16 protein-coding genes are annotated in these 15,966 nt (G+C 71.5%); 7 read left to right on the top strand and 9 right to left on the bottom strand.

Annotation, left to right across the window (positions count from 1 at the left end; genetic code table 11):
• Window positions 1–287: 287 nt before the first annotated feature.
• The gene (locus tag J2X36_RS17165) at window positions 288–677 is read left to right on the top strand and encodes a hypothetical protein (protein WP_132255315.1); all 390 of its coding nucleotides are present in this window, start codon (window positions 288–290) and stop codon (window positions 675–677) included.
• Between the two features lie 11 nt (window positions 678–688).
• Here J2X36_RS17165 and J2X36_RS17160 read toward each other — a convergent pair whose 3' ends face one another.
• Together J2X36_RS17160 and J2X36_RS17155 are read right to left on the bottom strand one after the other, a co-directional pair.
• Window positions 689–1,756 (bottom strand): PAS domain-containing protein, encoded by a 1,068-nt coding sequence (locus tag J2X36_RS17160; protein WP_310351906.1) that lies wholly within the window; start codon window positions 1,754–1,756, stop codon window positions 689–691.
• Between the two features lie 513 nt (window positions 1,757–2,269).
• Window positions 2,270–2,719: a PRC-barrel domain-containing protein gene (locus J2X36_RS17155; protein ID WP_132255317.1), complete on the bottom strand. Its 450-nt coding sequence runs from the start codon at window positions 2,717–2,719 to the stop codon at window positions 2,270–2,272.
• A gap of 529 nt (window positions 2,720–3,248) precedes the next feature.
• Between J2X36_RS17155 and J2X36_RS17150 the strand changes: the two genes are divergently transcribed.
• Window positions 3,249–3,590 (top strand): SWIB/MDM2 domain-containing protein, encoded by a 342-nt coding sequence (locus tag J2X36_RS17150; RefSeq protein WP_132255318.1) that lies wholly within the window; start codon window positions 3,249–3,251, stop codon window positions 3,588–3,590.
• A gap of 67 nt (window positions 3,591–3,657) precedes the next feature.
• Here the strand turns inward: J2X36_RS17150 and J2X36_RS17145 are convergent, their stop codons facing one another.
• Complete coding sequence (locus J2X36_RS17145) at window positions 3,658–4,455, bottom strand: SDR family NAD(P)-dependent oxidoreductase (protein ID WP_310351903.1); 798 nt, start codon at window positions 4,453–4,455, stop codon at window positions 3,658–3,660.
• 63 nt (window positions 4,456–4,518) lie between these two features.
• The gene (locus tag J2X36_RS17140; RefSeq protein ID WP_310351900.1) at window positions 4,519–5,916 is read right to left on the bottom strand and encodes an MFS transporter; all 1,398 of its coding nucleotides are present in this window, start codon (window positions 5,914–5,916) and stop codon (window positions 4,519–4,521) included.
• Window positions 5,917–6,025: 109 nt separating this feature from the next.
• Here J2X36_RS17140 and J2X36_RS17135 point away from each other — a divergent pair, with 109 nt between their 5' ends.
• Together J2X36_RS17135 and J2X36_RS17130 are read left to right on the top strand one after the other, a co-directional pair.
• On the top strand, window positions 6,026–7,033 hold the full coding sequence (locus J2X36_RS17135; RefSeq protein ID WP_310351897.1) for an alpha/beta fold hydrolase: 1,008 nt from the start codon (window positions 6,026–6,028) through the stop codon (window positions 7,031–7,033).
• Window positions 7,034–7,044: 11 nt separating this feature from the next.
• A complete protein-coding gene (locus J2X36_RS17130) occupies window positions 7,045–7,914 on the top strand; it encodes an NAD(P)-dependent oxidoreductase (protein WP_310351895.1) in 870 nt (289 codons plus the stop codon).
• A gap of 32 nt (window positions 7,915–7,946) precedes the next feature.
• Here the strand turns inward: J2X36_RS17130 and J2X36_RS17125 are convergent, their stop codons facing one another.
• Genes J2X36_RS17125 through J2X36_RS17115 form a run of 3 tightly spaced genes read right to left on the bottom strand, consistent with a single transcriptional unit; the run spans window position 7,947 to window position 10,434 of the window.
• On the bottom strand, window positions 7,947–8,594 hold the full coding sequence (locus J2X36_RS17125; protein ID WP_132256003.1) for a DUF4194 domain-containing protein: 648 nt from the start codon (window positions 8,592–8,594) through the stop codon (window positions 7,947–7,949).
• Window positions 8,587–9,981, bottom strand: coding sequence for a Wadjet anti-phage system protein JetA family protein (locus tag J2X36_RS17120; RefSeq protein WP_310351891.1), 1,395 nt, complete (start codon window positions 9,979–9,981; stop codon window positions 8,587–8,589). The genes J2X36_RS17125 and J2X36_RS17120 overlap by 8 nt, the downstream gene beginning before the upstream one ends.
• Before the next feature lie 30 nt (window positions 9,982–10,011).
• The gene (locus J2X36_RS17115; protein ID WP_132256004.1) at window positions 10,012–10,434 is read right to left on the bottom strand and encodes an FKBP-type peptidyl-prolyl cis-trans isomerase; all 423 of its coding nucleotides are present in this window, start codon (window positions 10,432–10,434) and stop codon (window positions 10,012–10,014) included.
• A 444-nt stretch (window positions 10,435–10,878) separates the two neighbouring features.
• Here J2X36_RS17115 and J2X36_RS17110 point away from each other — a divergent pair, with 444 nt between their 5' ends.
• Window positions 10,879–11,190, top strand: a complete 312-nt coding sequence (locus J2X36_RS17110; protein WP_207919273.1) for a hypothetical protein — start codon at window positions 10,879–10,881, stop codon at window positions 11,188–11,190.
• Here J2X36_RS17110 and J2X36_RS17105 read toward each other — a convergent pair.
• Both J2X36_RS17105 and J2X36_RS17100 read right to left on the bottom strand, forming a co-directional pair.
• Window positions 11,187–12,983: a hypothetical protein gene (locus J2X36_RS17105; protein ID WP_310351888.1), complete on the bottom strand. Its 1,797-nt coding sequence runs from the start codon at window positions 12,981–12,983 to the stop codon at window positions 11,187–11,189. The two genes, J2X36_RS17110 and J2X36_RS17105, sit on opposite strands and share 4 nt — an antisense overlap.
• Before the next feature lie 22 nt (window positions 12,984–13,005).
• Window positions 13,006–13,272, bottom strand: coding sequence for a hypothetical protein (locus tag J2X36_RS17100; protein ID WP_132256008.1), 267 nt, complete (start codon window positions 13,270–13,272; stop codon window positions 13,006–13,008).
• 518 nt (window positions 13,273–13,790) lie between these two features.
• Here J2X36_RS17100 and oxlT point away from each other — a divergent pair.
• Window positions 13,791–15,095: an oxalate/formate MFS antiporter gene (gene oxlT / locus J2X36_RS17095; protein WP_165937948.1), complete on the top strand. Its 1,305-nt coding sequence runs from the start codon at window positions 13,791–13,793 to the stop codon at window positions 15,093–15,095.
• Window positions 15,096–15,823: 728 nt separating this feature from the next.
• Window positions 15,824–15,966: CoA transferase (locus J2X36_RS17090; protein WP_310352106.1), on the top strand; the 143-nt coding region annotated here is incomplete at its 3' end.

Below are 15,966 nucleotides of genomic sequence, written 5' to 3'. Positions count from 1 at the left end.
GTCTGGTCGCGCCGGCTCCGGGCACAACCGCGGCTGTTCCGGGGGGTTCCGCGGGGGCAGGCCGGGCCTCTCTGCCCGCCGACCAAGGCGAAGTTGTGGATCCGGGATGGTGGAGCGGCCGGCGCGGCGCGGCAAGATCCGGGCCGGTGTGTCCCGGCGGGGACGGACGGGCGCCAAGATTGCACGGGCCGCCGCGAAGTCTGGTTTTCGCCCAAACCTCGTCGTAGAGAGGCGCCGACAAGAACAGAAGGCCCCGTCTTCGGACGGGCCCCAGAGAGGATCAGACCATGTCTCTCCCGTCGCGATCCCTGCCGTCGCGCGCCTGCGCCGTGGCGCTCGTCGCTGCCGGCCTCGGCGGCTGCCAAGCCCTGGGCGGCGGCGGCGGCGTGATGCCCGCGACCGATCTCGGGCCGCCCCCCTCCATGCGCAGCAGCCTTCCCTCCCGCGAGCTGCGCACCGCGAACGTCGACGACGAGGGCGCGCCGCTGCAGACGGCCCCGACCCGCCGCCTCGACCTGCCGAAGAACGGCCGCACCGATACCCGGGCCGCGGATGCCGGCCAGCGCCGCATCCGCCGCGACGAGATCGAGGGCGCCTCGGAGGGCGGCGCGACGTCCGGCGGGATGGCGCCGGCGATGAGCGCGAGCGGCGGCGTCGGCCTCGGCGGCCGGTTCTGACGGCCCCGCCGTCAGCGCAGATGCGCGACGGCGATGCTGCCCTCGATCAGCCGGAAGCCGACCCCCGCCTGCCGGAGCGCGTCGACGGCGGCGTGGCGGCTTCGGGCGAGCGGCCCGTCGGCATCCTCCTCCAGCCGCCGGATCGTCGAGAGCGAGAGCTTGCTGGCGCCCGCGAGGTCGGCCAGCGTCCAGTCCAGTAGGCCGCGCGCCGCCCGCAGGTGCGCGCCCCGGATCTGGTGCTGCACGTCCGTCCCGATCTCGGGCGCCGTCTCGCCGATTGCGGCCGTGGGCGGAAAGGTGAGGCCGGTCCATTCCCGGATGCCGTCCGTGCCCGTGAGGACGGGCACGACGAGGGTGCGGAAGGCCGTGCGGCCGCCGCGGGCGACCTGCGCCGTGAAATCCAGCGTGAAGGGCTGCCGGCGCTCGCGCATCGCCGCGTGCTGGCGCAGCACCTCGGCGCGCTCCTCGGGCACGATCGGCAGGGACCAGTTCCGCTGCAGCTCCTCCGGCGGGAGGCCGGTCAGCTCGCACCAGCCGGGCGCGTGGACCGCCTCGCCCTCCACGGTCCAGACCCAGGGGATGATCATCCCGTGCTCGAAGATCGCGCGCTGCCGGTCGTTCTGGGCGCGAATCGCGAGCGACACCCGCTGCTCGCCGGTGATGTCCACGATCACGCCGGCCGCGCCGGCCGGGCGCCCCTCGGGCGTGAAGTAGACGTCGCCCCGGCTGAGCACCATGCGCATCGTGCCGTCCGGGCGGATGACGCGGAAGGTGTGGTCGCTCAGGATGCCCTCGTTGAGGATCTGGCTGGCATCCTCCAGCATGGCCCGGTCCTCCGGATGGACGAGGCTGCGGAACAGCTCGTAATCCGGCCGCACGCTGCCGTCCTCGATGCCGAAGAGCCTGTAGAGGCCCGACGACCAGAGGTATTCTTTCCGCGTGAAGTTCCATCCCCAGTTTCCGGACAGGCCGAACGACTCGACCATCCGGAGGAATTCACGCGACGAGAACGCGAGGGAGGGTGGATTCATGTCGGGACGTTCGTGGAAGAGTTGAAGCTTCGGGTCACGCAGGGACATGGCTCTGGCTGCCTTCCCGCATTCAGGCGGCCGGCGCGCGGGGTGCGCGGGCATGACGCTGGATCCCCGCCGCCGAGGCGCGCCGGCCGACGATGAGGAGTGCGTAGAGCCGCGAACCGGGGCCTCGGCGGAGGTCGTCGCCCCCCAGCCCGACTGGGCCAATTTTGCTCATCTTGATGGAGCCCGAGTTTTATCAATGATCAATTCCGCCCTACAAGGACAAAAATGATCCACTTTCCGATCCTATAGGATCAGAGCTACACCATATCGCGGTTTATTCAAGGAAAAAGGCTGGCAGCGGGCGCCGTTGCTGCAGGGGCGGCTCGCTCCCCGGATCGCTCGCCTCTCGGACCACCACGTATCCTCGGTTTCGAACGAGCAATACGTTTACAACTGCAAATTGATCTTTGGCGCAGAAGAGCAATGCTTGCTCAGCGGGCCTTGCGCCGGCCGGCGACCTCGGCCGGCGCTGGGGCTGGCGGACGGGGCCGCGGGACAAGCGGCCCCGGCGGCTCAGAGCGCGGGCGCGCCGCGGACGCCGTAATAGTCGTCGAGGCGGCCGCCATAGGCCGGATCGGCGAAGGCGTCCTCGCCGGGTCCGTGGCTCGGCGCGCCGGCCAGGGTGTCGCGGTCGATGTCGACCACGTAGCCGCCGAGATCGACGCTGTAGGTCAGCGCGCGCCAGGGCAGGGGATGGTGGCTCTCGCCGAGCCCGAGGAAGCCGCCGAAGGCGAGCACGGCGTAGGCGACCTGCCCCGAGACCTTGTCCACCATGAAGTTGTGAACCACGCCCAGATGCTCCCCGGCCGGGCTGTAGACGGCCGTGCCCTCCACCTTGTTCGAGGCGATCAGGCGGCGCGTCTCGTCGATCGCGACCCCCTCGGCGGAGGGGTCGAGTTCCAGGGAGCCCGGCTTGCGGAAGCTGCGCTCGTTGGACGGGTCCGGGGGCAAATCCGTCGGCATGGGCTGATCCTGTCTCGTGCTGCGTTCGCTCGGGGAAAGCCCCGCTCCGCCGGCCGGTTCCGGATTCCGCGCGTCCGGCCCCTCGGCGGCCCCTATGTGCCGTCCCGGACGGAGCGCGGGCCGCCGCCCGCCGTCTGAAGCGGGAGCCGGCGGCCCCTCGGCCCGGTTCGCGGGCCGGCCAGGACACCGGAGGCGCCGGGCAGGCTCGCCCCGAGCCGCCCCCTAACCATCTGACGCGTCAACCGATTTCGGATGCGGGCGGGGCGGGCTCGCGCCGGCTCCCGGGGCCGCCGCACCTGCGAAGTACAGTTGCTTGCACCGCAAGTGTTCCGAGATCAGGATGGTTCATTGCATTCGGGTGAATCGCACGGGAACGGATCATCGCCCGCGTGACCTGTGGATGAGGTCGGGGACAACGACAGTTTCCCCTTGGAACGGTCGCAGCACCGCTTAGTTGTTGCAGCTATGCGCCCCGCCCTCGGGGCCGCCACGCGTCCGCGCACCCCAGCGCGTGCATCGGAGGAAACCCATGGCGACGAAGACGGAGACCAAGGCTGCGCCGAAGACGAAGGCCGCCGCCGCCCCCAAGGCGAAGGCTGCCGCTCCCAAGGCCGGCGGCGCGACGAAGCCGAACGCCCTGCAGCAGCCCCTGAAGCCCTCGGCCGAGCTCGGCGCGATCGTCGGCACCAGCCCGCTGCCGCGCGGCGAGGTGGTGAGCAAGGTGTGGGACTACATCAAGAAGAACAACCTGCAGAACCCGCAGAACAAGCGTGAGATCCTCGCCGACGACAAGCTGAAGAAGGTCTTCGGCAAGGACAAGTGCACCATGTTCGAGATGAACAAGCACCTCGCGGCGCACCTCAAGTCCTGATTCAGCCGACCCGATCCACGCGCCGTCGCAGCGGGTCCCGCGGGACCCGCCGCGCGGTGCGCGCGCCTCAGGCGATGTGGCGCAGGAGGCCCCCGTCGACGCGGAGCGCCGCACCGCTGGTGGCGCTCGCCGCCGGGCTGCACACGTAGGCGACCATCGCCGCCACCTCCTCGACGCTGGCCAGGCGCCGGATCAGCGAGGTCGGCCGGTGCTCGGCCACAAATTGCCGCCCCATCGCGTGGAGGTCGGCGTCCTCAGCGCCGCCCGCCATCTGCTTCATGAACTCGGCCACGCCCTCCGAGAGGGTGGGACCCGGCAGGACGCTGTTCACGGTGACGCCGGTGCCGGCCACCGTCTCGGCGAGCCCCCGGGCGACCGAGAGCTGCGCCGTCTTCGTCATCCCGTAATGGATCATCTCCACGGGGATGTTCAGCGCCGACTCGCTGGAGATGAAGACCACCCGCCCCCAGCCCCGCTCGACCATGCCCGGCGTGTAGGCCCGCGAGAGGCGCACGCCGCTCATCACGTTCACCTCGAAGAAGCGCTGCCAGTCGGCGTCCGGGATCTCGAAGAAGGGCTTCGGCTCGAAGATGCCCGTGTTGTTGACGAGGATGTCGATCTCCGGGAGGCGGGCGACGAGATCGTCGACGCCCTCGGCCGTCGCGACGTCGCCGGCCGCCGCGAACACGTCGCCGCCCTTCGCCTCGCCCCTCAGGCGCGCCATCGCCGCCTCGACCCGGTCCGTGCCGCGCCCGTTGATGCCGACGCTCGCCCCGAGATCGGCGAGTTCCCGCGCGATCGCGTAGCCGATGCCTCCGGTCGAGCCCGTCACGAGGGCGCGCCGCCCGCTCAGATTCAGATCCATCCGCTTCCCCTGTCCTGTACGGCCCCCTGCCTGAACCCGACAACGCGCGAGGCGCGCGGCCGGTCAACCGCCCTCCGCAGGATGCCGCCGCAGCACGCTCGCGAGCGCGCCGGCCGCGGCGAGCGCCACCGCCGACACCAGGGCGAGCAGGACGGCGCGGCCGGGCTCGGCGCCATGCACGAGCCCGAACAGGACGGCGACGAGGGCCGCGCCGAGCGACTGGCCCGTGAGGCGCGCCGTCGATTGCATCCCGCTCGCGCCGCCGCTGCGCTCGCGCGGGGCGCTCGTGATGATGACCTTGTTGTTGGGCGCCTGGAACAGGCCGAAGCCGAGCCCGCAGAGCGTCAGCCGCCAGACGATGTCGAGGATGGAGGGCGACGCCGGCAGCAGGGCGACCGCCACGAGCCCCACCGCCATGAGGCCGAGCCCGAGGCCGCCCAGGAGGCCCGGGGGCCAGCGGTCGGCGAGCCGGCCCGAGACCGGCGCCATCGCGGCGATGGCGATGGGCCAGGGCGTCAGCAGGAAGCCCGTCTGCGTGCTCGTGAGGTGCAGCACGTCCTGGAAGTAGAAGGGCAGCGCGATGTAGGCGACCATCTGGCTCGCGAAGGCGGCGATCGAGGTCGCCATCGAGAGCGCGAAGGCGGGGATGCGCAGGAGATCGACCGGCAGGAGCGGCGCCGGCAACCGGAGCTGGCGGCGCACGAAGACCGTGCCGATCGCGAGCGCGGCGGCGAGTTCGGCCAGCGCCAGCGGCCGCCCCTCCGCGGAGCCCAGCCCGTCGATGCCGACGATGAGGAGGCAGAAGGTGAGCGCGTTGAGGAGCGCGCTCACGGGATCGAGCCGCGCCCCGCTGCGGGGCGTGGCCGGCAGGGTTCGCGAGGCGACGAGGAGGGCGACGATCCCGACCGGCAGGTTCACGAGGAACAGCCACGGCCAGGAGGCGGCGGACAGGATCGCGGCGGCCACGGTCGGACCCGCGGCGGAGGCGACCGCGACGATGAGGGCGACGTTGCCGACGCCGCGCCCGATCATCCGGTGGGGATAGACGAAGCGCACGAGCGCGATGTTGACGCTCATGATGCCGGCGGCGCCCAGCCCCTGCGCGATCCGCGCCGCGACGAGGACGGGCAGGCTCGGCGAGAGGGCGCAGGCCAGGGAGGCCGCCGTGAACACGGCGAGGCCGCCGAGATAGACGCGGCGGTAGCCGAGGGCGTCGCCCAGCGAGGCCAGCGGCAGCAGCGCCGCCGTCACGGCGATCTGGTAGGCGTTGACCACGAAGATCGCCTCGCCCGCGCCGACCGCGAGGTCCTTGGCCATCAGCGGCAGGGCGACATTGACGATCGCCCCGTCGAGGACGGCGAGCGTCATCGCGAGGGCGATGGCGAGCATCGCGAGCAGCCGCTCGCGCGGGGGCAGGCCGTCCTGGGGTCTGGCTGCGGCCCCGCCCGCGGTCTCGGCCATGCGCTGCACGCTCCCTCCGGGTCGGCGTTATCGCCCGCTCCGGCCGGCCTCAAGTGCCCTATGTCACACCGCTGACGGCGCCCGGCGCCGCGGCCAACCCGGAGGTTTCATGCGTGTCCCCGCCCTGATCGTCGGCCTCGCCCTGGCGCTGGCGCCGCTGCCGGCGCCCGCGCAGGACACGCCGGAGGCGCCCCTCGGGATCGGGCTCGAAGGCTTCCCCTACCCCTATCCGGTGCGCTTCCTGCCGCTGCAGCGCGACCACGAGGCCCAGCGCCTCGCCTACATGGACGTGGCGCCGACGGGCACCGCGAACGGACGGACGGTCCTTCTCCTGCACGGGCGCAATTTCCCGTCGAGCTACTGGCAGCCGGTGATCGAGGCCCTGACCGGGGCGGGCTACAGGGTCGTCGCGATCGATCAGCTCGGCTTCGGCAAATCCTCGAAGCCGGTCGGCCCCTTCACCTTCGACGCGATGGCGGCCGACACGGTGGCGCTCATCGATGCGCTCGGCTTGGAGCGGGTCGACGTCGTGGCCCACTCGATGGGCGGGATGCTCGCGGTGCGGCTCGCCCGCAACGCGCCGACCCGGGTCAACAGCCTCGTCCTCGAGGCGCCGATCGGGCTGGAGGATTACCGCTTCAGCGTGCCGCCGGTCCCGAACGCGGTGCTCTTGAAGCGCGAGGGCGAACTGACGGCGGACGCCTACCGCAAGCAGCTCATCACGAGCTACGCGCTCACCCTGCCGCCGGAGGCGATCGAGCCCTTCGTGTCCCTGCGCGAGCGGGTGAAGGGCTCGGGCGAGTATCCGCGCTGGCTGCAATCCTTCGTGAATTCCTACGTCGCGATCTGGGGCCAGCCAATTGTCCACGAGATCCCGCTCGTGGCTGCGCCCACCCTGTTCATCATGGGAGGCAAGGACCGCAACGCGCCGGGCAAGCCCTACGCCCCGCCGGACCTCCAGGCCCGCATGGGCGACAACGCCGCCCATGCCCGGGCGCTCGCCGGACAGATGCCGAGCGGGCGGGCCGAGGTGATCGAGGGCGTCGGCCACCTCGTCCACATGGAGGCGACGGAGCGCTTCAACGCGCTCAGCCTCGACTTCCTCAACAGCCACTGACGGAGATCCCCATGGATGTCGGATTCATCGGGCTCGGGCGGATGGGCCGGGCCATGGCGGGCTGCCTCGTGCGGGCGGGCCATAGCGTCCGGGTCTGGAACCGCTCGCCCGAGGCGGCGCGGAGGGTCGAGGGCGCCACGCCGGTCGCGAGCCCTGCCGAGGCGTTCCGGGGGGACGCGGCCATCACCATGCTGGCCGACGATGCGGCGCTCCGCGCCGTGATCGTCGAGGGCGGCCTCCTCGACGGGCCGGAGCGGCCCGGGCTGCATCTCAGCATGAGCACGATCTCGGTGGCGCTGGCGCAGGATCTCGCCGCGATCCACGCGCGCGCGGGCGTCCCCTACGTCGCCGCCCCCGTCTTCGGGCGGCCGGACGTCGCCGAGACGGGCGCGCTCAACATCGTCGCGGCGGGCGACGCGGACGCGGTTACCCGCGCCGCGCCGCTCCTCGACGCCATGGGCGCGAAGACCTGGCCCTTCGGGACCGAGCCGCACCGGGCGAACGCCGTGAAGCTCGCCGGCAACTTCATGCTGGTCTCGGCGATCGAGGCGATGGGCGAGGCGGCGGCCTTCGCCGAGGGGCACGGCGTCGCGGGGGCCGACCTCCTCGACCTCCTCACCAACACGCTCTTCGCCTCGCCCGTCTACAAGGGCTACGGCGCCCTGATCGCGGCGAACCGCTACGAGCCGCCGGGCTTCAACCTGCGGCTCGGCGCCAAGGACATCCGCCTGGCGCTCGCCGCCGCCGAGGCGGTCGGCGTGCCGATGCCCTTCGCGAGCGCGCTGCGCGACACCCTCATCGAGGCGATCGCGCAGGGCGACGGCGACAAGGACCTCGCGGCGCTCGCCCGCGTCGCGGCCCGCCGCAGCGGCCGGGGCTGAGCGGCCGGATTGGGGATCGGCTCCGGGATCGGCTACGGCTCGGGCCGCGGGCCGGCCCCCTCGCCCGCCTCCGCCCAGCTCCGGATCGCGTCGAGCCACGCGTCCGGCGCGATCACGGCGATGCCCGGCAGGACGGCAAGGGGCGTGATGCGCTCGGTGCGGTCGCGCTCGCCCATCCGCAGCGCGCCGCGGCGCGAGAACAGGCGCAGGATCTCGATGAGGCGCGCCTCCTCCGGCGGGTCGACGCGGGCGGCCGTGCGCAGCGTGTCGGCGATGTCGTCGGTGGTGCACTCGACGAGGCCGTCCGTCGTGACGCGGTGGTCGCGCAGGCCCTCCTCGTAGGCCATGCGCAGCGCGAGCAGCACCAGGGTCTCGTCCTTGCGCAGGCGCTCGGAGGCCATGTCGTGGCGCACGCCCTCGGGCGGCAGCCGCAGGCAGACCATCTGGTCCCGGTGCAAGACCTCGAAGCCGTAGCCGAGACAGGCGAAATAGCCCTTGAAGAAGGGCGCGTAGTGCCGGGCGAGCTCGTAGGAGCGGCCGATGCCGGGCGTGTTCGCGTAGACCACCTGGGTCTTGAGCAGCACTTGGAGGGCGCGCGTCAGCTCGTCCTCGTCGGGCGCGCGGGCGCCGGGAGGCGGCGGCTCGTCGCCGTCGACGATGCTGCGGAAGGCCTCAAGCACGGGCCCCCTCCCCTGTCGATCCGCGCCGCGCCACGATGAAATCCGGGCAGTCGAGCCAGCCGTTCGAGACGCGGCCCTCGGCCCGCGACAGGGCGTAGCGCTCGCCGAGGGTTCCGTCGAACAGCACGTCGATCTCGCGCAGGCGCTGGAAGATGACGAACTCGTCGACGTCGTCGACCGCGATCTGCGAGCCGCGGATCGAGGGCTTTTGGCCGAGCTTGACCTCGAGGAAGGTCGAGATCGTCTCCGGCGTCACGGTGGTGCGGCGGCGGAACTCCGCCTTGGCGATCACGAACGCCTCGATCGCGGGGTCGAGATGGATCTCGGGCAGGGGCTCGGCCTCGATCGGGGCGCGGCGGCTGCGGGGCGTGAACAGGTGCGCCTCGCCGATGGGCGGGCGCAGGAGCGAGACCCCGGCCGGAAGGTCCGGCGGCTCGGCCGCCGCACCGACGGCGCGGAGCGCCGCGGCGGCGCGCTCGATGGCGAGCGAATCCGGCCGGTCGAGATAGCGGACGGCCGCCGCGATCCGGCGCTCGAGCCGCGCCACCACGTCGTCGACCGCTTCCAGATGCCGGTCGAGGCCCTCGAACACGGCGAGGATCTCGGCGAGATCCGCCCGGACCCGCCGCTCGCCCGCGGCCACGTCCGGCGCGCGGCCCTCCCGCACCAGCGCCTCGGCGAGCCCGCGCACGAGGAGCGGGTCGCGCAGCGCCCCCCCGGCCTCGCGCACGATGGCCGAGCGGAAGCGGAACGGGTTGAAGCGGGTGTGCAGCGTCCGGTAGTCGCTGATGAGGTGGCGCTCGACGAAATCCTCGAAGTAGAGGCGGAAGGCCGCGCGCTGATCCTCCTCGCGCAGGATGCGCTCCTCGATCTTGCGCATGGAGCCGGCGAGGCTCCGCACGTGGCCGAGGAAGGTGCGCGCCGATTTCGCGGCGTTGCTCAGGGCCTCCGAGCGGTCGGCGGGGTTGGCGACCGCGCTCTCCAGGCTCCCCAGCACGTCAAGCACGGCGCCGCCGTAGGAGCGCGTCTCGCCCCGGTCGAGGCGCGACAGCTCCTCCAGGAGGAGGCGCGCCTCGGGATCGAAATCGACCACGGGGACGTAGCGCTCGCGCCGCTCCACCAGCCAGCCCGTCTCGACGAAGCGGCGGTAGATGGCGGAGCGGCGCTCGACGGGATCGGTGAGCGGCACCTCGCCGTCCGCGATCTCGGCGGGCGACCAGCCGCTCGCGAAATCGCCGATGGCGGCGAGGATTTCCCCCTTGCGGATCGGCTCGACCGAATCCGCCATCACCCGCCGGTGCAGGTGCAGGAGGAGCGCCGCGTTGAAGGCCCGGCTCGGCGAGGCGAGGGGCCGGAAGAGGTCGTCGGCGAGGTGCGTGAACAGCATCGTATCGCCCCCGCCGGGACCGGATCGGCGCTACTTCGCGCCGAGGAGTTCCACGTCGAAGATCAGCGTGGCGTAGGGCGGGATCACGCCGCCGGCGCCGCGGCCACCGTAGCCGAGATCGGCCGGGATCACGAGGGTCCGGCGCCCGCCGGTCTTCATGGTGGCGACGCCGAGGTCCCAGCCCTGGATCACCTGGCCCGCGCCGAGGGTGAAGGTGAAGGGCTGGTTGCGGTCGCGCGAGGAGTCGAATTTCTTGCCCTTGCGCCCGTTCTCGTCGAGCCAGCCCGTGTATTGCACGGTGACCTGCTGCCCGGCCTTCGGCTCGGGGCCGGTGCCCACGACCTCGTCCTTGTACTTCAGACCCTGGGGCGTGGTGACGTACTCGGCGGCATTGGCGGCTGTGGTCATGGCGATCAGCGCGGCTCCGGCAAGGTTGAGGATCGAGCGGGGCATGGTTCCTCCGTCAGGCTCCGCGCGGGGACGCGCGGCCTCCGCCGCGGGTGTTTAAGTGGTTGGAACGCGGGAGGCTAGTGACGGGCCGCGCAGGCGGAGCCGAGGGGAGATCCGGGCGCCGCAGACACGCTCGCGGTCAGGGCTCTCGACCCTCGGCGACCCGACCGACATCCTCGGAGCCTTCAGCCTCGGCGAGGTGCACGATCACCTTGGTTGCGCAGGGCTGAGGCTGCGCACGCTGCTGCGTCGGCCCCGGAGGCGGGCCTGGGCTTCCAGGCGCGCAGTCTCGGTCACGTCATCGCCGCGGTCATCGCGCTCGGGATTGTAGGCCGGACGGGTCATGGCCGGTCTGCCGACGCCGAGGCGAGAAAATTCGATCCCGAATGCGTGATCCCGATGGGCACCCGCCGCGTTCCTCTCGTCTGGACCTGCCCGAGGAGCACCATGAGCGTCACCGCCCAGGATTGGGACGCGCGCGTCACGCGCCTGTCGGAGAAGCTGCCCGATCGCCTGAAGGCCTCGGTCGACTGGCTGCGCGAGCCCTCCCGCCTGTGGATTCGCGTCGGCGCCGCGATCCTGCTGATCCTCGGCGGGATCTTCTCGATCCTGCCCGTGCTCGGGCTCTGGATGCTGCCCCTCGGGCTCGCCCTCCTCGCGCAGGACGTGCCCGGCCTGAAGGTGCCGCTGGAGAAGGCGGCCCGCGGCCTTGAGCGGCTCTGGAACCGGATCCGCGGACGCGCGGGCCCCGGCCGCTAGGCGCCGGCCCAGGCCCCGAGGGTCTGGGTCTTGTCGGGCCGCAGGGTCTCGGGCTCGTCCGCGGCCGCCTCGGCCCGGTCGCCGCCGAGCGCCACGAACGCCGCGCGGATCTCGGCATCCTCCCGCACGCGGTCGAAGATCGCCCGGTCGAGGCAGACGAGCCGCCCCGCCTCGAGCCGGGCATAGACCCGGCCCGTGGCGTGCTCCGCGAAGCGGATCGTCCTCATCTTGCGGGCGCAGAGCCGGAGGAAGTCGGTGTTGCGCTCGGGCGCCATCTGGCCGGCTTCCGGGTAGACCTCCTCGGGTCCGCCCGCATCGACGTTGATCTTCCGGAAGCGGTCGACGTCGAGGATGAACTTCAGGTCGAGGATCGTCATCCTCCCGTTCCAGCCGAAGGCGACGGTGCGCGGGCGCTCGCCCTCGGGCACCGAATTGTCCAGGAACTCGTAGTGGACGCGCTTGTCGGCCTTGAGCGCCCAGGTGAAGAACAGGCGCGGCATCCCCGTATAGGCCTCGACGTTGTGGGCGAGGAGGTCGTCCACGGCCTTGTAGCGGCCGAACTGCTCCCCCCGCTTCCAGGCCCGCTCCACCGTAGCGTCCGGGGGCGTGATCATGAACAGCATGAAGACGAGATCGCCGAAGCGGGTGAGGAGCTGGCTGCCGTCCTCGTGGCCCGAGACGGCGTTGAAGCTGTCGAAGCGGAAACGGTCGATGAGGAGGTGGGACATCCGCCGCTCCCCGGCCTTGCGGGCCATGTAGCGGTCGAGCTTCTTGTCCACGATCTCGACCTCGTGGCCGGTGAGCGTGCCGGCGTAGCGCCGGGCCGGGCCGAGGGACTCGTAGTCGAGCAGGTACTTGCGCCAGATGTCGGGGGTGATGAGCGCGAAGTCGGCCCAATGCACCCCGATCCGCCCGGCGAGCGCCCGCTGGAAGGGGCGCATGGTGCTCTTGCCCGAGGCGGAGGCCCCCTTCACGTTCATCACCACGGGGCGCTCCTGGGCCGCCAGGACGTGGTAGCCCTCGCGCGCCACCGCCTCGGCGAACCAGGGCTCGATCAGGCGCCCGATCCGCCGGCTGCCCTCGTCGTTCGAGACGAGCGTGCGGGCGAGGGATACGAGGAGAGCCCGGTCGCCGATGAGCTTGCCCCGGTGGCGCACCACCGCCGAGACGACCCGGCTCAAGGCGGCGCAGCAGGCCGCCTCCAGGGTGTCGGTTCCCGCCCGGGCCTCCCAGGCCGCGAGATGGGCCTGCGCCCGCTCCTCGGTGGAGAGGACGGGCGCGGGCGGCGCGGGCTTGGCGGCGGGCGCGAGCCCGATCCAGGCGCGCCAGGACCGTCCGCCCTCCGGGTCGGGTGCTGCGGGCGGCGGCGCGAAGATCTCGGCGAGCGCCCCTTCGAGGACGGCCGTCGCCTCGGCGCGCAGGCCCTCCAGCGCGGCGGCGACCTCGGCCGCGTGGGGCGCGACGGAGACGGACAGGATCCGCGCCACCATGCGGCGGAAATTGACGCCGAGATCGCCGTAGGTCTCGCCGACCGGCACGGAGAGGTCCGCCATGACGCGGATCAGCACCTCGTGGACGACGAGGCGCTCGGCCCGGAACGCCACCACCTCCTGGAGGGACAGGCCGCTGAAGGCGCTGATCTCGAGGGCATCCCCCAGGCGCGTCTCGACGTTCTCGGGCCGGTGGATCGTCGCGAGCGGCAGGAAGGCCCGCGGCAGGGCCGATTCGATGCCGGGCGACCAGGGGCCGGTCGCCTCCGGCTCGGCCGGCGGGCTGAGCGGGGTCGAAGCCACGGGACGGGTCCGGCCCGGCGGCTCAGGCCGCCGCGGGCGCGGCCCGGAACAGGCTGGTGCAGCCCGCACCCCGGTGCATGCTGAGGATCGACGCCCGGTCGATATCGGGGTTGGCCGCCAGCACCTCGCGCACGCAGCCGAGGACCTTGTCGTACTTGGCGGCGTCGTAGTTCTGCTCCAGCGGGCTCACGGCGATGTAGGTCTCGACGACGAGCACGCGCTCCGCGCGCTCCCGGGACACCTCGACCGCGATCCACGCGGACTTGATCAGACGGCTGCTGGCGAGCATGGACGAACCTCCGGATCCGGGCCGCATTCGTTCGGCCTTGTCCGGAGGATGAACCCGTCTCCGGCGGCTGCCAAGAGGGCGCGTCGCCGGGAGCCACCGGCAAACCCCGGCAATTGCACGGCAAATCGGGCGCGATGCGTCACTCGCCGAAGCTCTGCGTCGCCGAGACGAAATCCGCCGACAGGCTGCCGACATCCCCGAACAGGACGATCATCGAGATCAGGATTCCGAAGACGGCGACGTAGACCACCGCGATCTTGTCGCCGAGGCGCGTCTTCTGGGCGAGGGCGAGGCCGGCGAAGGAACGCTTTGGAGAACGAGCGCGGCCGGAATGTTCATGGCGAACCTCTCGTGGACGGGGCGGGGCTCCGCCTCGGGGTTGCGGTGTCGCATGAAATTTTTTTGCTCGGAGGTGGATTAAAGTCGACCCAGACCTGCAAGATGGCATATTGCATACCAGAACGCGCTGCATCAGCCTGGGGCAACGGCCCCTCCAAGCAGCCGGGAAAGGACCAGGGATGGAACGCCAAGACCTTCTGGAACCTCAGGATTCTCCGTCCGCCAAGTGGTGGCAGCTCACCTTCGGCATCCTCTGCATGGCGATGATCGCGAACCTCCAGTACGGCTGGACGCTGTTCGTGGACCCGATTGATTCGGCCCACCATTGGGGTCGCGCCGCGATCCAGCTCGCCTTCACCTTCTTCGTCGCCACCGAAACCTGGCTGGTCCCGATCGAGGCGTGGTTCGTGGACCGCTACGGGCCCCGGATCGTGGTCGCCTTCGGCGGCGTGATGATCGCCCTCGCCTGGGTGCTCAACGCCTACGCCGATTCCCTGACGCTCCTCTACCTCGCGGCCGTGATCGGCGGCATCGGGGCGGGCTCGGTCTACGGCACCTGCGTCGGCAACGCGCTGAAGTGGTTTCCCCATCGCCGCGGCCTCGCGGCGGGCGCGACCGCGGCCGGCTTCGGCGCGGGCGCAGCGCTGACCGTCGTGCCGATCGCCAAGATGATCGCCACCAGCGGCTACCAGAGCGCCTTCCTCACCTTCGGCCTGATCCAGGGCGGCGTCGTGCTCCTGCTGTCGTTCTTCCTGCGCAAGCCCAGCGTCGCGGTGGCCGTGCAGCGCAAGAGCCTGCGCCTGCCGCAATCGCAGGTCGATCGGAGCCCGCGCGAGGCCGTGCGCACGCCCGTCTTCTGGGTCATGTACGCCATGTTCGTGATGGTGGCCGCGGGCGGCCTGATGGCGGCCGCGCAGATCGCGCCGATCGCCCACGACTTCAAGGTCGCGGACGTGCCCGTCAGCCTGTTCGGCCTGCAGATGGCGGCGCTCACCTTCGCGATCTCGCTCGACCGCGTCTTCGACGGGTTCGGCCGCCCCTTCTTCGGCTACGTCTCGGACAATATCGGCCGCGAGAACACGATGTTCATCGCCTTCAGCATCGCGGCGATCGCCGTCGTGCTGCTCCTGACGAGCGGTCGCAACCCGCTGGTCTTCATCCTGGCGACGGCGATGTATTTCGGCGTGTTCGGCGAGATCTACTCGCTGTTCCCGGCCACCTGCGGCGACACCTTCGGCTCGAAATACGCCGCCACCAACGCCGGCATGCTCTACACCGCCAAGGGTACGGCCGCCTTCCTCGTCCCCTTCGCGAGCCTCGTCTCGGCGGCCTATGGCTGGACCGCCGTCTTCGCGATCGTGATCGGCCTGAACATCGTGGCGGCGCTCCTCGCTCTCTTCATCCTGAAGCCGATGCGCCTGCGCTACCTCGCGAACGGGCCCTCCGAGCCCGCACTCGCGACCTCTCCCGCCCGCGTCGCCTGACCCGCAGCGCGAGACGTGATCGAATGCGGCGGCGCCCCCCGGGGCGCCGCCGCTTCGTTATGGGCTGAGTCTTCAAGGGCTGAGGTCAGAGAGGTTCGACCGGGCGGAACGCGTCGGCGGGTGTGAACCCAGCCGCGCACCCTGTTTGACACTTGGTATTTGGTATGCCAGATTTCCGGCGTGTTGACGGGAGGCCGGAAAGGCCGTCACCGTCCCAGGCCAAATGCCCCGTCAGGACCGGCAACGGTCCTGAGACCCGACACGCCACCCTGCGAGCGACGCCAGATCGGCCGCAGCGCTGGCGCCCATCGTGTCACGCGCGCCGACACGCAGCGCGTGGGACGATCCGACCCGCCGGACCCCGCCACGCCATGGCGAGCCGGCGCAGGCAGTAGCGGAGGAGACGCCAGGAATGGAGCCAACCGGATCGAGCCCGCCCCCTCGGCGGCGCCCTCCCGAGCTCCCGCGAGGCGCGGAGCCGCGCACGGCCCCCGCCGCAGTGACGCCCGAGGGCGAGTCGCGAGCCGACGCGAGAGCGTCTGGCAAGGCCGTTCAGACCATGTATAAGTGATTAGGTATACAGCCGACCCGATTTGTAGGGCCCTGCCCGGATCGCGGGTCCGGCCTGGACCCCGCATCACGCGAGACGCGCCGCGCGACGCCCGAAGACCCGAGTGGATCGGGCGGCGCCGGACCACCGTTCAACCCTTCAGAACTGCGAGCATCCCATGAGCAAGGCTCTCGAAGGCGTGAAGATCCTCGACTTCACGCACGTCCAATCCGGCCCCACCTGCACGCAGCTCCTCGCGTGGTTCGGTGCTGACGTGATCAAGGTCGAGCGGCCCGGCGCTGGCGACGCGACCCGCCAGCA

The sequence above is a fragment of the Methylobacterium sp. BE186 genome, assembly GCF_031457035.1.
GTDB lineage: Bacteria > Pseudomonadota > Alphaproteobacteria > Rhizobiales > Beijerinckiaceae > Methylobacterium > Methylobacterium segetis.
This window is presented reverse-complemented; position numbering and strand designations above follow the sequence as displayed.

What these genes read in the sequence shown, in the direction of transcription:
- J2X36_RS17155 (WP_132255317.1), bottom strand. Translation starts at nt 2,719, where the DNA reads ATGCCGACGGATTTGCCCCCGGACCCGTCCAACGAGCGCAGCTTCCGC.
- J2X36_RS17135 (WP_310351897.1), top strand. Translation starts at nt 6,026, where the DNA reads ATGCGTGTCCCCGCCCTGATCGTCGGCCTCGCCCTGGCGCTGGCGCCG.
- J2X36_RS17130 (WP_310351895.1), top strand. Translation starts at nt 7,045, where the DNA reads ATGGATGTCGGATTCATCGGGCTCGGGCGGATGGGCCGGGCCATGGCG.
- J2X36_RS17115 (WP_132256004.1), bottom strand. Translation starts at nt 10,434, where the DNA reads ATGCCCCGCTCGATCCTCAACCTTGCCGGAGCCGCGCTGATCGCCATG.
- J2X36_RS17150 (WP_132255318.1), top strand. Translation starts at nt 3,249, where the DNA reads ATGGCGACGAAGACGGAGACCAAGGCTGCGCCGAAGACGAAGGCCGCC.
- oxlT (WP_165937948.1), top strand. Translation starts at nt 13,791, where the DNA reads ATGGAACGCCAAGACCTTCTGGAACCTCAGGATTCTCCGTCCGCCAAG.
- J2X36_RS17100 (WP_132256008.1), bottom strand. Translation starts at nt 13,272, where the DNA reads ATGCTCGCCAGCAGCCGTCTGATCAAGTCCGCGTGGATCGCGGTCGAG.
- J2X36_RS17165 (WP_132255315.1), top strand. Translation starts at nt 288, where the DNA reads ATGTCTCTCCCGTCGCGATCCCTGCCGTCGCGCGCCTGCGCCGTGGCG.
- J2X36_RS17160 (WP_310351906.1), bottom strand. Translation starts at nt 1,756, where the DNA reads ATGTCCCTGCGTGACCCGAAGCTTCAACTCTTCCACGAACGTCCCGAC.
- J2X36_RS17110 (WP_207919273.1), top strand. Translation starts at nt 10,879, where the DNA reads ATGAGCGTCACCGCCCAGGATTGGGACGCGCGCGTCACGCGCCTGTCG.
- J2X36_RS17120 (WP_310351891.1), bottom strand. Translation starts at nt 9,981, where the DNA reads ATGCTGTTCACGCACCTCGCCGACGACCTCTTCCGGCCCCTCGCCTCG.
- J2X36_RS17145 (WP_310351903.1), bottom strand. Translation starts at nt 4,455, where the DNA reads ATGGATCTGAATCTGAGCGGGCGGCGCGCCCTCGTGACGGGCTCGACC.
- J2X36_RS17140 (WP_310351900.1), bottom strand. Translation starts at nt 5,916, where the DNA reads ATGGCCGAGACCGCGGGCGGGGCCGCAGCCAGACCCCAGGACGGCCTG.